This is a genomic window from Pseudomonas citrullilanati (assembly GCF_030580855.1).
Classification (GTDB): Bacteria; Pseudomonadota; Gammaproteobacteria; order Pseudomonadales; family Pseudomonadaceae; genus Aquipseudomonas; species Aquipseudomonas citrulli.
Map to the genome: position 1 here is coordinate 100,903 of NZ_JAUQOP010000009.1, position 15,002 is coordinate 115,904.

The window sequence follows — 15,002 nt, forward strand, 5'->3', positions numbered from 1 at the left end:
TCAAGGCGTTCAGTGGGCCTCGAAGCAGATATGGCGCAGCGGACGGGACTCGAACCCGCGACCCCCGGCGTGACAGGCCGGTATTCTAACCGACTGAACTACCGCTGCGTATCGCTGTGGACTTGCGTCCAGTTAACTCGTCTGACCCAACCCCTTGAGGCTCGATCTCGAACCAGGCAAGCCTGCCTCGGAAAATATGGCGCAGCGGACGGGACTCGAACCCGCGACCCCCGGCGTGACAGGCCGGTATTCTAACCGACTGAACTACCGCTGCGCGTCGGTGGAGGCTTTTGACAGCTTCCATCTTGCTTTCGCAAGACTCTCTTGGAACATGGTGGGTGATGACGGGATCGAACCGCCGACATTCTGCTTGTAAGGCAGACGCTCTCCCGGCTGAGCTAATCACCCTTTGCTTCGCTGAGGCCGCGAAATTTACGCAGGTACCGCAGCTAAGTCAATAGCGGGGTTGGAGTTTTTTTAGAAAGCGGCTTCAAGCGGCTAGCTTCAAGCTGAAAGTTAAAAGCACTGCCCTTCTTGTAGCTTGAAGCTTTCCGCTTGCAACTGCCCCTCACTCATAAATCATCTTCTTGGTCATGCCGCCGTCCACCACGAACTCCTGGCCCGTGACGAAACCGGCATTGCGCGACAACAGCCACGCCACCATCGCTGCCACATCCTCCACGGTCCCTACCCGGCCCGCTGGGTGCTGGGCATGGTCGGCATCGGTCAGCGGCTGTGCACGGCGCTGGGAGGGGTCGCGCGCATCGATCCAGCCAGGGCTGACGGCATTGACGCGGATTTCTGGCCCCAGGCTGATCGCCAGGGCGTGGGTCAGGGCCAGCAAGCCGCCCTTGCTCGCCGCATAGGCTTCGGTGTCCGGCTCCGATTGCGCGGCGCGGGTCGAGGCCAGGTTGACGATGGCGCCGTTGTGGGCACGCAGGTAAGGCGCGCAATGCTTGGCCAGCAGCATCGGCCCGCCCAGGTTCACCGCCAGGACTCGATTCCAATAGGCCAGGTCGAGGCTTTCCAGCGTGATGTTGTGCGGATCGGCAATGGCCGCGTTGCACACCAGCGCATCGAGACGCCCGAACTGGCCGAGCACCTCGGCGATACCGGTGGCGACCTGCGCCTCGTCCGCCACATCCATGGCAATGAACCAGGCGTTGTCGCCCAGGGTCTTCGCCACCTTGGAACCGCGCTCGCGATCCAGGTCGGTCAGCACCACCTGCCAGCCTTCGCAGATCAGCCAGGCGGCAATGCCCAGGCCGATGCCCCGTGCGGCCCCCGTAACCAGTGCAACCCGGCCATGAGTGCCGCTCGGCGGCGTTGCCAACTCGATCACAAGGCCGCCAACCCGCGGGCCAGGTCGGCTTGCAGGTCGGCCACGTCTTCCAGGCCGACCGCAACGCGGATCAGGCTGTCACGAATGCCCGCCGCTTCACGTTCCTGGGGCGACAGGCGACCGTGAGACGTGGTGCTCGGGTGGGTGATGGTGGTCTTGCTGTCACCCAGGTTGGCGGTGATGGAGATCAACCGGGTCGCATCGATGAAGCGCCAGGCGCCCTCCTTGCCCCCCTTGACCTCGAAGCTCACCACCGCGCCAAAACCGCGCTGCTGACGCTGGGCCAGATCATGTTGCGGATGACTCTTGAGACCGGCGTAATGCACCTTCTCGATACCGTCCTGCTGCTCCAGCCACTCGGCCAGGGCCTGGGCGTTGGCGCAATGCGCCTTCATGCGCAGGCCCAGTGTTTCCAGGCCCTTGAGGAAGATCCAGGCGTTGAACGGGCTGAGGGTCGGCCCGGCCGTACGCAGGAAACCCACCACTTCCTTCATCTGCTCGCCGCGACCGGCCACCACGCCGCCCATGCAGCGGCCCTGGCCGTCGATGAACTTGGTCGCCGAATGCACCACCACGTCAGCCCCCAGTTTCAGCGGCTGTTGCAGCGCCGGGGTGCAGAAGCAGTTGTCGACCACCAGCATGGCTCCCTTGGCGTGGGCGACTTCCGCCAGCGCGGCGATGTCCACCAGTTCAGCCAGGGGGTTGGACGGCGACTCGACGAACAACAGCCTGGTATTGGCCTTGATCGCCGCATCCCAGCCGGACAGGTCCGCCAGGGGCACGTAATCGACTTTCACGCCAAAGCGCTTGAAGTATTTTTCGAACAGGCTGATGGTCGAGCCGAAGACACTGCGCGAAACCAGCACATGGTCGCCAGCGCTGCACAGGCTCATGACCACGGCCATGATCGCCGCCATGCCGGTGGCGGTGGCGACGGCCTGCTCGGCGCCTTCCAGGGCGGCGATGCGCTCCTCGAAAGCCCGTACGGTGGGGTTGGTGTAGCGCGAGTAGACGTTGCCCGGCACTTCGCCGGCGAACCGGGCCGCTGCGTCGGCAGCCGTGCGGAACACGTAGCTGGAGGTGAAGAACATCGGATCGCCGTGCTCGGCTTCCGGTGTGCGGTGCTGACCCGCGCGCACCGCCAGGGTGTCGAACGCTACGCCTTCAAGGTCGCTGTCCAGCCGACCGGCATCCCAATCCTGACTCATGCTGCCACTCCTTCAATCGCAAACCGGCCCCTCGGGGCCGGTTCGTTACTCAGTTGTTGTACAGGTCGATGATCGCACTGACCGCCTGGGTCTTGGCCTTGGACGCGTCGTTACGTGCGTTCTCGATCCGGTTCAGGTAGGCCTCGTCGATGTCGCCGGTGACGTACTTGCCGTCGAACACCGCGCAATCGAACTGCTCGATCTTGATCTTGCCGCCGCCCACCGCTTCGATCAGGTCCGGCAGGTCCTGGTAGATCAACCAGTCGGCGCCGATGAGGTCGGCCACGTCCTGGGTGCTGCGGTTATGGGCGATCAGCTCATGGGCACTCGGCATGTCGATGCCGTAGACGTTCGGGTAGCGCACCGCCGGGGCGGCCGAGCAGAAATACACGTTCTTGGCGCCGGCTTCGCGGGCCATCTGGATGATCTGCTTGCACGTGGTGCCGCGCACGATGGAGTCATCCACCAGCATCACGTTCTTGCCGCGGAACTCCAGCTCGATGGCGTTGAGCTTCTGGCGCACGGATTTTTTCCGTGCGGCCTGGCCCGGCATGATGAAGGTACGGCCGATGTAGCGGTTCTTCACGAAGCCTTCGCGGAACTTGACGCCCAGGTGGTTCGCCAGCTCCAGCGCCGCCGTGCGGCTGGTGTCCGGGATCGGGATGACCACGTCGATGTCATGGTCCGGACGTTCGCGCAGGATCTTCTCGGCCAGCTTCTCGCCCATGCGCAGGCGGGCCTTGTAGACCGAGATGCCGTCGATGATCGAGTCCGGGCGCGCCAGGTAGACGTGCTCGAAGATGCAGGGGGTCAGGCTCGGGTTGGTCGCGCACTGGCGGGTGTGCAGCTTGCCGTCTTCGGTGATGTAGACCGCCTCGCCCGGGGCCAGGTCGCGAATGAGGGTGAAACCGAGCACGTCCAGGGACACGCTTTCGGAGGCGATCATGTACTCGACGCCTTCGTCGGTGTGACGCTGGCCGAACACGATCGGGCGGATGCCGTGGGGGTCGCGGAAACCGACGATGCCGTAGCCAGTGATCATCGCCACCACCGAGTAGCCACCGACGCAACGGTTGTGCACGTCGGTCACTGCCGCGAACACGTCTTCCTCGGTCGGCTGCAGCTTGCCGCGCTGGGCCAGTTCATGGGCGAACACGTTGAGCATCACTTCCGAGTCGGAACTGGTGTTGACGTGGCGCAGGTCCGATTCGTAGATTTCCTTGGCCAGCTGCTCGACGTTGGTCAAGTTGCCGTTGTGCGCCAGGGTGATGCCGTACGGCGAGTTGACGTAGAACGGCTGGGCTTCAGCCGACGTCGAGCTGCCCGCCGTCGGGTAGCGCACGTGGCCGATCCCCATGTGGCCGACCAGGCGCTGCATGTGGCGCTGGTGGAACACGTCACGCACCAGGCCATTGTCCTTGCGCAGGAATAACCGGCCGTCATGGCTGGTCACGATACCGGCAGCGTCCTGGCCGCGGTGCTGGAGCACGGTTAGCGCGTCATACAGCGCCTGATTGACGTTCGACTTACCGACGATACCGACGATGCCACACATGCGACGCAACCCCTACTTAATGGATCTGTACTGAACGACACTCACTGCGGCGTTTTGGCCGACGGCAAGAGCTGTTCCTTGAACGGTATTTCAGCGGGTACGCTGATACCGCTGGCAAGCCACTGACTGCTCCAACCCAGGATCAGGTTCTTGGACCAATCTGCGACCAATAGAAATTGTGGCACGAGCCGGGACTCCTGCCACCACGTATCCTGTTGTACCGGCCCCAGGCTCAGCAGCCCGACGGCCACGACCACCAGCAACGCGCCACGCGCCGCGCCGAAGGCCATGCCCAGGAACCGGTCCGTCCCGGAGAGCCCGGTGACGCGAATCAGTTCGCCAATCAGATAATTGATCATGGCGCCGACCAGCAAGGTGGCGATAAACAAGATGGCACAGCCCGCGATGACGCGAGCCGATGGAGTTTCGATGTATCCGGCGAGGTACTGGGACAGCGAGCCACCAAACATCCAGGCCACGACCCCCGCGATGATCCAGGTCAGCAACGAGAGGGCTTCCTTGACGAAGCCTCGGCTCAGACTGATCAATGCGGAGATGGCGACGATCGCAACGATCGCCCAGTCAACCCAGGTAAATGGCACGGTGCAGCCTACAGACGGATAAGGCGGCGCATTTTAGCAGAGCCCAGGGCTGTCGGTAAGCTGCGTGATTCAAATCAGCTAAATCGCCGCTCAACCGCGCTCTGGCTGGAAACGCACCACGAAACCCTTGAGGTTCTGCTGGCGGCCGAGCAGGTCCCGCAGGCGGTCGGCCTCGGCACGCTCGATCAGCGGGCCGACGAAGACCCGGTTCTTGCCATCCGCCGAGCGGATATAGGCGTTGTAGCCCTGGCTACGCAGGTTTTTCTGCAGGCTTTCAGCGCTTTCGCGGCTGGTCAGGCTGGCCAGTTGCACCGACCAACTGACCGACAGGCCGTTGGCGTCCACGCGGCTTTGCGTGGTGTCCGGCTTGGCCGGCGCGGCGGTAATCGGCTGGGTCGGGGCCGGCTTGACGGCCGGTGCCGCCGGAGCAGGCGTGGGCGCGACGACCGGCTTGCCCGACACTGGAGCGGCGGGTGCGGGCGCGATCGGCGTCGACGGCGCGGCAGGCTGCTGAGCCAGTTCCTCGTCACTCGGGACCGGCTCCTGGGGCAGCGCCTGCGGCTCGGGGACCGCCACCGGCTCGACCTGCACGGGCGGCAGCGAAGGCGCCTGGGGCGCAGCCGGTGCGTCCACCGTGACCTGGCGTTGCTCGTCCTGGCGGGAAAACAGCATCGGCAGGAAGATCACCGCCAGGGCCACCAGCACCAGCGCCCCGACCATGCGCTGCTTGTACGCCTTATCCAGCATTGCCATGTGCCGCGTCCTCCGTGGAGCGCCGGGCCAACCATTGAAGGGCCTCGGCAACACAAAAAAATGATCCGAACAACAGGATCTCGTCATCGGCTGTCGCCACCGCGCACTGCCCTTCCAGCGCGGCAGCCACGCTGCCATAGCTTCGCACAGCGGCACCACGACGCTGCAAAGCGGCCTGCAGCTCGGTCGCCGGGCGCGAACGTGGCGAATCCAGCGGTGCCACCGCCCAGTGCTGGACACTAGCACCCAACGCCTCGACAACGCCATCCAGGTCCTTGTCCGACAGCAGCCCGAATACCGCCAGTCGCCGCCCCGCAACCGGCCGCCGGGCCAGGCGCTCGGCCAGGTACTGCGCGGCATGGGGATTGTGACCGACGTCCAGCAACAGGTTCAGGCGCTTGCCTTGCCATTGGAACTGACGACGATCCAGCCGCCCGACAACGCGCGTCGCCTGCAACGCCGCGGCGATCTGCCCCGCATCCCACGGCAAGCCGAGCAACAGGTAGGCCTGGAGCGCCAGCGCGGCGTTCTCCATCGGCAGGTCCAGCAGGGGCAGGTCTTGCAGCTCTATCGGCTGGCCCTGGGCGTCGCTGCCGCGCCATTGCCAGTGCCGCTCGGTCATTGCCAGGTCGAAATCCCGCCCGCGCAGGAAGAACGGGCAACCCAGCTCGCGAACCTTGTCCAGCAGCGGCTGGGGTGGATCGAGGTCGCCACAGAGCGCGGGCGCGCCACGACGGAAGATGCCGGCCTTCTCGAATGCCACGGATTCGCGGGTATCGCCCAGGTAATCGGCATGGTCCACGCCAATGCTGGTGACCAATGCGATGTCCGCATCCACCAGGTTGACCGCATCCAGGCGCCCGCCCAACCCGACTTCCAGCACCACGGCATCGAGGCCGGCCCGGGCGAACAGCCAGAACGCCGCCAGGGTGCCCATCTCGAAATAGGTCAGGGACGTCTCGCCCCGCCCGGCTTCCACCGCGGCGAAGGCTTCGCACAGCTCGTCGTCAGTGGCTTCGACGCCATTGACCTGCACCCGCTCGTTGTAGCGCAGCAGGTGCGGTGAACTGTAGACACCGACACTCAACCCCTGGGCACGCAACAGCGAGGCCAGGAAGGCGCAGGTCGAACCCTTGCCGTTGGTACCGGTCACGGTGATGACCCGGGGCGCCGGCTTGGCCAGTCCCATGCGGGACGCTACCGCTTGCGAGCGCTCCAGCCCCATGTCGATGGCCGACGGATGCAACTGCTCGAGGTAGGCAAGCCAGTCGCCCAGGGTACGTTGGCTCATAGGCCTGCAGGCACCGGCGGAACCACGATCGGCTCGACAGGGGCGGCGACGAATTTCGGCGTCGGCAGGCCCATCAGTTGTGCCAGCAGGTTGCCCAGGCGCGGACGCAGTTCCTGGCGATGGACGATCATGTCGATGGCACCGTGCTCCAGCAGGAACTCACTGCGCTGGAAACCTTCCGGCAGTTTTTCGCGCACGGTCTGCTCGATCACGCGCGGGCCGGCAAAGCCGATCAGCGCCTTGGGCTCGCCGACGATCACGTCGCCGAGCATCGCCAGGCTGGCGGAGACGCCGCCGTAGACCGGGTCGGTCAGTACCGAGATGAATGGAATGCCTTCCTCGCGCAGGCGCGCCAGCACCGCGGAGGTCTTGGCCATCTGCATCAGGGAAATCAGCGCTTCCTGCATCCGCGCACCACCGGAAGCGGCGAAGCAGATCATCGGGCAACGGTTTTCCAGGGCATGGTTGGCGGCACGCACGAAACGCTCGCCGACGATGGCACCCATGGAACCGCCCATGAAGGAGAATTCGAACGCCGAGACCACCACCGGCATGCCCAGCAGGGTGCCGCTCATGGACACCAGGGCGTCTTTTTCACCGGTCTGCTTCTGGGCAGCGGTCAGGCGATCCTTGTACTTCTTGCCGTCACGGAACTTCAGGCGGTCCACCGGCTCCAGGTCGGCGCCCAGCTCCTCGCGGCCTTCGGCGTCCAGGAAGATATCGATGCGGGCACGCGCGCCAATGCGCATGTGGTGGTTGCACTTGGGGCAAACGTCCAGGGTCTTTTCCAGCTCGGGACGGTACAGCACCGCTTCGCAGGAGGGACATTTGTGCCACAGACCTTCGGGCACCGAGCTTTTCTTCACCTCGGAACGCATGATCGAAGGGATCAGTTTGTCTACCAACCAGTTGCTCATGCTTTCTTTCTCCAGTACCGGCGGCCCGAACGCTCTGGTTCGCGGCCCCGCGTATGCCCTTGAGCTAAATTCATTGTGCGGCGGGGGCCGAAGGGCCGCCACGGTCAGCGCGAAACATGACCTGCGTGCGACCCCACCTTCCCCAGCCATCCCGGCAACCGCTACATCGTGGTTGCCACTACGCTATCGGCCCGCCCGGAGGCGGTGCCTGCCTGCTGTGTACAGTGCAGGTATGGACGGCGGCAGCCTGCCAGCCGTCACATTGGCGTCTGGCTGCTGCGTACAGCCGCCATGAACGCGCGAATCCTTGCCGGATCCTTGATCCCCTTGCCCTGCTCCACGCCGCCGCTCACATCGACCGCATAGGGACGCACCTGGCGAATGGCCTCGGCCACGTTCTGCGCCGTCAGGCCACCGGCCAGGATGATCGGCTTGCTCAGCCCCTGGGGCACCAGCGACCAATCGAACGCCTCGCCGGTACCGCCGGGGACGCCTTCGACATAGGTGTCCAGCAGAATGCCGCTGGCGCCGGCGAACGCCTTGCAGCCAGCAGCGATGTCATCACCCGCCTTGACCCGCAGCGCCTTGATGTACGGACGGTGCCAGCCCTCGCAATCGGCCGGGGTTTCGTCGCCATGGAACTGCAACAACGCCAGCGGCACCGCGTCGAGGATCTCCCCCAGCTCGCAACGACTGGCGTTGACGAACAGGCCGACCGGCGTCACGAACGGCGGCAAGGCCTGGATGATGGCCCGCGCCTGCTGCACCGTCACCGCCCGCGGGCTCCGGTTATAGAACACCAGCCCGATGGCATCGGCTCCGGCCTCGACCGCCGCCAACGCGTCCTCGACGCGGGTGATCCCGCAAATCTTGCTGCGAACGGCCGACATGTCGTGAAAACTCCAAGGCAAATCCGTGAAAGTCCCGGATGGTAGCAAATGCTGCGGGAAGCGTCAGCCGTCGAGTTCCGAGAAGCCCGTGAGGAAATGTGGCCCGATGTAACGCTCCGGCAGCTCGAATTCATCGCGATATTCCACCTGCACCAGGTACAAGCCGAACGGATGGGCCGTGACCCCGCCGGAGCGGCGGACGCGGCTGTCGAGCACTTCCTTGATCCATTCCACCGGGCGTTCGCCGGCACCGATGGTCATCAACACACCGGCAATGTTGCGCACCATGTGATGCAGGAAGGCGCTGGCGCGAATGTCGAGCACGATCATCTTGCCGTGTCGCGTCACGCGCAGGTGATGCAGCTCCTTGATCGGTGACTTGGCCTGGCACTGGCCGGCGCGAAACGCACTGAAATCATGCACGCCGACCAGGTACTGGGCCGCCTCGGCCATGCGCTCGACATCCAGCGGCCGGTGGTTCCAGGTGATTTCTTCGTTCAGGTGCGCCGGGCGGATCTGATCGTTGTAGATGACGTAGCGGTAACGCCGGGCGATGGCCTTGAAGCGCGCGTGAAAATGCGCGGGCATCACCTTGGCCCAACTGACGCTGACGTCGTGCGGCAGGTTGATGTTGGCACCCATCACCCAGGCTTTCATCGAACGCTCGACCTGGGTGTCGAAATGCACCACTTGACCACAGGCATGCACGCCGGCGTCGGTACGGCCAGCGCAATGCAGCGACACCGGCGAGTCGGCGACTTTGGACAGCGCATTCTCAAGGGTTTCCTGCACGGTCAGTACACCGGAGGCCTGGCGCTGCCAGCCGCGGTAGCGCGAGCCTTTGTATTCCACGCCCAGGGCGATCCGGAAAAAGCCTTCGGCGGCCATTTCAGCCGCCGGGTTGTCTATGTTTGCCAAGGAATTACAGCCTGCTGAGGTACGCAAAGGCGGGCATTATAAGGCCGGCGGGATGGGATGCCAGTGCCACCCGTTGATCCTGTGTCGGATCGGTTGTCGCCATCGCGAGCAGGCTCGCCCCCACCTCGCACTCCAGTGACCGCAAGGCCGGCGGGAGCAAGCATCCGCTCACCCCGAAAGCTGTGGGAGCGAGCCTGCTCGCGATAGGGCCAGCCCAGGCCCCATCGATCCCCCGCAAACAAAAACGGCAGCCCCATGGGCTGCCGCTCTTGTCCAATCACTGATTCACACCAGGCGCGACAACATCTCCTGCGCTTCGCTCTTCTGGGTCGCATCGCCTTCGTTGAGGACTTCGCCGAGGATGTCCCGGGCGCCGTCGTTGTCGCCCATGTCCATGTAGGCCTGCGCCAGGTCGAGTTTGGTCGCTACCTCGTCGGTGCCACCGAGGAAGTCGAAATCCGGTTCATCCTCGGCGCCGGCCAGCGCATCGTCAGCGGTGAAGGTCGGCTGGCCCAGGGTATCGGAGAGACGGTCCAGCTCGGCGTTGACGTCGTCCAGCTCGGACTCGAAAGCGTCCTTCGGTGCGTCCGGGGCGCCCATTTCGTCGGCCAGGGACAGGTCGAAATCCGCTGGCAGCTCGAGATCGTCGGCCGGCGTGTCGAGCAAGGCAGGCGCATCGGCCGGCGGCAGGTCGAAGCCCTTGAGGTCGTCGCCCAGGTCCAGCAGGAAGTCCTCGTCATCGAGGGCGGCGGTCGGGGCCGGCGCATCCGCGCCCAGGTCCAGGTCGAATTCGGACAGGTCATCCAGGCTCTGGTTGGCTTCGGTCTGCTGCTTGAGCACCGATTCGAAGCTCAGGTCGTCGTCCTGCGGGAATGCGTCCAGCTCGGCGACGGGCTCGGCCGCCGGTGCCGTTGGCGTCGCTTCCAGGTCATCCAGGCTCAGGTCGAAGGCGTTGTCCAGTTCCTCGTCGGTCAACGGCTTGTCTTCCAGCAGGTCCTTGACGTACTGGGCATCCAGCTCGGCAGCCACTGCCGCCGCAGCCAGGCCGGCGCCAGTCGCCACGACCATGGCGGGGAAACGACTCTTGAGCTGCTCGACCTGGGCGTAGTTGTCGCCGTTGGCCACGAGCTGGCGCTCCTGGGCGACGAAGGCATCGCGGTCACCCTGCTGGCCGTAGACTTCCATGAGCTTGAGGCGCAGGTCGCTGCGCTGGGGCTCGGCCTTGATGCCCTGTTCGAGCAGGTCGGCGGCCTGGTTCAGGCGACCGCGGTCGATGTGGGACTGGGCCAGGGGCAGCACGTCGTCGGAAGGCTCGGCGGCCGGCGCCACCAGTGGCGCGGCGATCGGCGGCGAGACAATCACCGGCGCCACCAGCGGGGCCGGCTTGGGCACAGGCGCAGGCGCCGGTTTTGGCTCGAGTTTTACGCTGGGAGGTGGAACTTCAATGCCCTCGAAGCTGCTCGGGGGCAGATCGAGCTCCGGGGAGAAGTCGGCCTCCTCCTCGAGGGCTCGGGCCATGCGCAAATGCTTCTCGGCTTCCTGCTGCGCCTTGCGGCGACGGGCAAGCAACAACAGCAGCAACAAGAGGATCAACACGCCGCCGCCCACCAGCCCCAGCAGGACCGGGTTGGTCAGCAGATCGTTGTATTTCTGCTCGTTGGAGGCCGCTGGCACGGGCTCGACCGGCGCGACGGGTGGCGTCGCTTGTGGAGTCGCCGCCGGCGCGGGAGCCGCAGGCTCGGGCGCGGTGGTCGGGGCTTGTGCCGACGGAGCCGGCGCCGTCGGTGCGGGAGTCAGCTGTGCGGACATCGCCGGGGCCGCTTCACCGGCAGGCGGGACCGCCGCACCTTCGGCCTGCATCTTGGCCAGCTGGTTGTTCTTCAATTCGATCAGGCGCTGCAGCTTGTCCAGCTGGCTCTGCAGGTCCGCCATGCGGCTCTTCAGCTCTTCGTTGTCCCGGCGAGCCGAATCGAGGCTCTCCTGGGTCACGGCCAGCTTGTTGCTCAGCGCCTGGGCATCACCGGCAGCCCCCTTGCCCTTGCCGGCCTTCGCCGCTTCGGCCGAGACCAGGCTCAGGTTATCGCGACCGGGCGCCTGGGCCGGAGCGCCTTCGCCACCGCCACGCCGGGTCGCATCCAGCTGTTGCTGGCCGGCCCCCGCCACGCCCCGACGCCCCGAACGCCACGCGGCGTTCTGCGCAGCGACTTCGGCGATGGCCTGGGGCTGCGGCAGCGCGGTGCTCTGCACGGCGTCCGGCAGGCGCAGCACCTGGCCGGTCTTGAGCAGGTTGATGTTGCCGTTGATGAAGGCATTCGGGTTCAACGCCTGGATCGCCAGCATGGTTTGCTGGACCGACCCGCCGTTGCGCACCTTGGCGGCGATTTCCCACAGGGTATCGCGCGGCGTGGTGGTGTACTGGGAAGGCTTGGTGGCGCCGGTGACCGGCGTGGACACCGCCTGCGACGGCTTCGCCCGGGCGGCATCCGCAGCCTGCGGCGAGAACTTGGACGGGTCGAGCAACACGCTGTAGTCACGCAACAAGCGACCGTTGGGCCACATCACCTGCACCAGGAACTTGACCATCGGCTCGGACAGCGGCCGGCTGGACGTTACCCGCAGGACGCTCTTGCCATTGGCGTTGATCACCGGGGTGAAGGTCAGGTCGTTGAGGAAGGCTTGGCGGTCGACCCCGGCCTTGGCGAAGTCTTCGGGCGAGGCCAGGCTCGGCACGACTTCGGCGGCGGTCAACTGCTGGACGTCGAGCAGCTCGATCTCGGCGACCAGGGGCTGGTTCGGCGTCGACTTCAGGGTCAATTCCCCGAGCCCGAGCGCCTGCGCCATACCGGAGGACAGCGCCGAGGCGGCCGCTATTGCTAACACCAGTTTGCGAACTTGAACCATAGCCTCTTCCTTTGTTTGAACATTCCTCGGCCAGCGAGAAGGTATTGATGCCGCTGCCGTAAGGCATTGCGCGCAGCCCCGAAGCGACGGTACGCGCGATCGTTTCACTCATGTCCCGGGAAGCCCCCGGAGGGAGGTTCGCCTTCAGCTCTCTGGCCAAGCATAGCGCCCAGCTAGAACCATTCGACAAATTGACGCCAAGTATCTTTTACAGCAAGTCTTTTATCAACAACTCAGCGACCTGCACCGCATTGAGCGCGGCGCCTTTGCGTACGTTATCTGACGTCAGCCACATATTTAGTTCCGCCGGATCGTCGATGCCCAGGCGCACACGCCCGACGTAGACCTCATCCTGCCCCACCGCATCGCCCACCGGCGTCGGGTAGTCGCCCGCCTCCACCAGCTCGATGCCCGGCGCGGCTTCCAGGGCCGCGTTGACCTTCGCCAGGTCGACGGCATGGGCGGACTGCACGGTCACGCTAAAGCTATCGCCGAAAAACACCGGGGCTTGAATGCAAGTGCCTGAAATTTTTAACAAAGGTTGATCCAGCACCTGGCGCAACTCGCGCACCAGGCGCTTTTCCAGCAGCGTGTGCCCCTGCTCGTCCGGTGCACCGACCTGGGCCAGCAGGTTGAACGCCATCTGCCGGTCGAAGAAGGTCGGCTCCAAGGGACGGGCGTTGAGCAGTTCGGCGGTCTGGCGCGCCAGTTCGCTCACGGCGACACGGCCCTGGGTGGAGACGGCGAGGCTGGCGGTCACGCTGATGCGCTGCATGGCCAGGCATTCGCGCAGCGGCGCCAGGGCCATGGCCAATACGGTGGCCGGGGCGCTCGGGCTGCTGACTTGAAAAGGTCTTGCCAGGCCGTCCAGCAACTGGGCGTTGGCTTCCGGCACGATCTGCGGCGCCTGTTCCGGCGGCAGCGCGCCGGACAGGTCGACCAGCGCGCACCCGGCCGCCGTCGCACGCGGGGCGAAGCTCAGGGTCACCGCGGGGCCTGCGGCGAAGAACGCCAGCTGGACTTTGCCGAAATCGAATTCGGCGACCTCCCGTACCCGCACGTTCTTGCCCCGGAACAACACCGAGCTGCCGGCCGACTCGCTGCTGGCCAGCAGGTGCAGGTTGCCGATCGGGAAATCCCGCTCTTCGAGAATCTGGACAAGGGTTTCGCCGACAGTACCGGTGGCGCCGATCACGGCTATATCAAAGGACTGGCTCATGGGTCTACCTCAGGTAAAACGGGGGGAGCGGCACTTTACCGGGTGGTGGGTAGGCAGGCAATTGGCCGGAGGGTTTATGGTGCCTGGGCGGGCCTCATCGCGAGCAAGCTCGCTCCCACATGGGATCTTCAGTGACCAAAAAAAAAACCTGTGGGAGCGAGCTTGCTCGCGATGAGGTCAGCTCCATCAACAAAAAACCCGCGCCTTTCAGAAGGCGCGGGTTCTTTCACCACCACGATCGATCAACGCTCGAGCAGGATCCGCAGCATGCGGCGCAGCGGTTCGGCCGCGCCCCACAGCAACTGGTCGCCGACGGTGAAGGCGCCGACGAATTGCGAGCCCATGTTCAGCTTGCGCAAACGCCCCACCGGCACGTTCAGGGTGCCGGTGACCTTGGTCGGGCTCAGCTCCTGCATGCTGATGTCGCGGTTGTTCGGCACCAGCTTGACCCAAGGGTTGTGCTGGCTGATCAGCCCCTCGATGTCGGCGATCGGCACGTCCTTGTTCAGCTTGATGGTCAGCGCCTGGCTGTGGCAGCGCATGGCGCCGATGCGCACGCAGATACCGTCCACCGGGATCGGGCTCTTGAAGCGACCCAGGATCTTGTTGGTTTCGGCCTGGGCCTTCCACTCTTCGCGGCTCTGGCCGTTAGGCAGTTCCTTGTCGATCCACGGGATCAGGCTGCCGGCCAGCGGCACGCCGAAGTTCTCGGTCGGGTAGGCATCGCTGCGCATCGCCTCGGCGACCTTGCGGTCGATGTCCAGGATGGCGCTGGCCGGGTTGGCCAGGTCATCGGCGACGGCGGCGTGGGTCGCGCCCATCTGCTTGATCAGCTCGCGCATGTTCTGCGCACCGGCACCGGACGCTGCCTGGTAGGTCATGGCGCTCATCCACTCCACCAGGCCGGCTTCGAACAGGCCGCCCAGGCCCATCAGCATCAGGCTGACGGTGCAATTGCCACCGATGTAGTTCTTGGTGCCGGCGTCCAGTTGCTGGTCGATGACCTTGCGGTTCACCGGATCGAGAATGATCACCGCGTCGTCCTGCATGCGCAGGCTGGAAGCGGCGTCGATCCAGTAGCCCTGCCAGCCGGCTTCACGCAGCTTGGGGAAGACTTCGCTGGTGTAGTCGCCGCCCTGGCAGGTCAGGATCACGTCGAGGGTCTTGAGCTCTTCGATGCTGTAGGCATCCTTGAGCGCACCGGTATCCTTGCCCACGGACGGGCCCTGGCCACCCACGTTGGAGGTGGTGAAAAACACCGGTTCAATGAGATCGAAATCCTGCTCTTCCAGCATTCGCTGCATGAGCACGGAACCGACCATGCCGCGCCAACCGATCAGACCTACACGTTTCATCGCAACTACACCTATACAAAAGTGGGCCACCGTCGAAGCAGTGGGCCCGAA

General features: G+C 65.0%; 12 protein-coding genes and 3 tRNA genes. All 15 read right to left on the minus strand.

Features of this window, described 5'->3' with window-relative positions; all coding sequences use genetic code 11:
• Positions 1-31: 31 nt before the first annotated feature.
• The 15 genes from Q6A48_RS09295 to asd all read right to left on the minus strand — a co-directional run bounded on the left by Q6A48_RS09295 (position 32) and on the right by asd (position 14,951).
• Positions 32-108 (minus strand) — tRNA-Asp (locus Q6A48_RS09295).
• A gap of 89 nt (positions 109-197) precedes the next feature.
• Positions 198-274: transfer RNA gene (locus Q6A48_RS09300), tRNA-Asp, on the minus strand.
• 58 nt (positions 275-332) lie between these two features.
• A tRNA-Val gene (locus Q6A48_RS09305) sits at positions 333-408 on the minus strand.
• 160 nt (positions 409-568) lie between these two features.
• Positions 569-1,342, minus strand: coding sequence for an SDR family oxidoreductase (locus tag Q6A48_RS09310; protein WP_063320321.1), 774 nt, complete (start codon positions 1,340-1,342; stop codon positions 569-571).
• Positions 1,339-2,550, minus strand: coding sequence for an O-succinylhomoserine sulfhydrylase (locus Q6A48_RS09315; protein ID WP_304553759.1), 1,212 nt, complete (start codon positions 2,548-2,550; stop codon positions 1,339-1,341). Before Q6A48_RS09315 ends, Q6A48_RS09310 begins: the two co-directional genes overlap by 4 nt.
• Positions 2,551-2,599: 49 nt before the next feature.
• The gene (gene purF, locus Q6A48_RS09320) at positions 2,600-4,105 is read right to left on the minus strand and encodes an amidophosphoribosyltransferase (RefSeq protein WP_304553760.1); all 1,506 of its coding nucleotides are present in this window, start codon (positions 4,103-4,105) and stop codon (positions 2,600-2,602) included.
• A gap of 41 nt (positions 4,106-4,146) precedes the next feature.
• Positions 4,147-4,707 carry a CvpA family protein gene (locus tag Q6A48_RS09325; protein WP_304553762.1) on the minus strand — a complete coding sequence of 187 codons (561 nt, stop codon included), beginning with the start codon at positions 4,705-4,707 and terminating at the stop codon, positions 4,147-4,149.
• Positions 4,708-4,797: 90 nt separating this feature from the next.
• A complete protein-coding gene (locus Q6A48_RS09330) occupies positions 4,798-5,460 on the minus strand; it encodes an SPOR domain-containing protein (protein WP_304553765.1) in 663 nt (220 codons plus the stop codon).
• Positions 5,444-6,751 carry a bifunctional tetrahydrofolate synthase/dihydrofolate synthase gene (folC, locus tag Q6A48_RS09335; RefSeq protein WP_304553767.1) on the minus strand — a complete coding sequence of 436 codons (1,308 nt, stop codon included), beginning with the start codon at positions 6,749-6,751 and terminating at the stop codon, positions 5,444-5,446. Before folC ends, Q6A48_RS09330 begins: the two co-directional genes overlap by 17 nt.
• The gene (gene accD / locus Q6A48_RS09340) at positions 6,748-7,668 is read right to left on the minus strand and encodes an acetyl-CoA carboxylase, carboxyltransferase subunit beta (RefSeq protein ID WP_304553768.1); all 921 of its coding nucleotides are present in this window, start codon (positions 7,666-7,668) and stop codon (positions 6,748-6,750) included. Before accD ends, folC begins: the two co-directional genes overlap by 4 nt.
• Before the next feature lie 257 nt (positions 7,669-7,925).
• On the minus strand, positions 7,926-8,558 hold the full coding sequence (locus Q6A48_RS09345; RefSeq protein WP_304553769.1) for a phosphoribosylanthranilate isomerase: 633 nt from the start codon (positions 8,556-8,558) through the stop codon (positions 7,926-7,928).
• A 63-nt stretch (positions 8,559-8,621) separates the two neighbouring features.
• Positions 8,622-9,446, minus strand: a complete 825-nt coding sequence (gene truA, locus Q6A48_RS09350) for a tRNA pseudouridine(38-40) synthase TruA (RefSeq protein ID WP_304553810.1) — start codon at positions 9,444-9,446, stop codon at positions 8,622-8,624.
• 315 nt (positions 9,447-9,761) lie between these two features.
• A complete protein-coding gene (locus tag Q6A48_RS09355) occupies positions 9,762-12,377 on the minus strand; it encodes a FimV/HubP family polar landmark protein (RefSeq protein WP_304553770.1) in 2,616 nt (871 codons plus the stop codon).
• A 208-nt stretch (positions 12,378-12,585) separates the two neighbouring features.
• Positions 12,586-13,596, minus strand: coding sequence for an aspartate-semialdehyde dehydrogenase (locus tag Q6A48_RS09360; RefSeq protein WP_304553771.1), 1,011 nt, complete (start codon positions 13,594-13,596; stop codon positions 12,586-12,588).
• A 242-nt stretch (positions 13,597-13,838) separates the two neighbouring features.
• Positions 13,839-14,951 carry an aspartate-semialdehyde dehydrogenase gene (gene asd / locus Q6A48_RS09365; RefSeq protein ID WP_042728366.1) on the minus strand — a complete coding sequence of 371 codons (1,113 nt, stop codon included), beginning with the start codon at positions 14,949-14,951 and terminating at the stop codon, positions 13,839-13,841.
• Positions 14,952-15,002: the final 51 nt, after the last annotated feature.

Excerpts from the sequence above, each read along its gene's own strand:
- Q6A48_RS09315 (WP_304553759.1), bottom strand. The coding sequence starts at position 2,550 with ATGAGTCAGGATTGGGATGCCGGTCGGCTGGACAGCGACCTTGAAGGC.
- purF (WP_304553760.1), bottom strand. The coding sequence starts at position 4,105 with ATGTGTGGCATCGTCGGTATCGTCGGTAAGTCGAACGTCAATCAGGCG.
- Q6A48_RS09330 (WP_304553765.1), bottom strand. The coding sequence starts at position 5,460 with ATGGCAATGCTGGATAAGGCGTACAAGCAGCGCATGGTCGGGGCGCTG.
- folC (WP_304553767.1), bottom strand. The coding sequence starts at position 6,751 with ATGAGCCAACGTACCCTGGGCGACTGGCTTGCCTACCTCGAGCAGTTG.
- accD (WP_304553768.1), bottom strand. The coding sequence starts at position 7,668 with ATGAGCAACTGGTTGGTAGACAAACTGATCCCTTCGATCATGCGTTCC.
- Q6A48_RS09345 (WP_304553769.1), bottom strand. The coding sequence starts at position 8,558 with ATGTCGGCCGTTCGCAGCAAGATTTGCGGGATCACCCGCGTCGAGGAC.
- truA (WP_304553810.1), bottom strand. The coding sequence starts at position 9,446 with ATGGCCGCCGAAGGCTTTTTCCGGATCGCCCTGGGCGTGGAATACAAA.
- Q6A48_RS09355 (WP_304553770.1), bottom strand. The coding sequence starts at position 12,377 with ATGGTTCAAGTTCGCAAACTGGTGTTAGCAATAGCGGCCGCCTCGGCG.
- Q6A48_RS09360 (WP_304553771.1), bottom strand. The coding sequence starts at position 13,596 with ATGAGCCAGTCCTTTGATATAGCCGTGATCGGCGCCACCGGTACTGTC.
- asd (WP_042728366.1), bottom strand. The coding sequence starts at position 14,951 with ATGAAACGTGTAGGTCTGATCGGTTGGCGCGGCATGGTCGGTTCCGTG.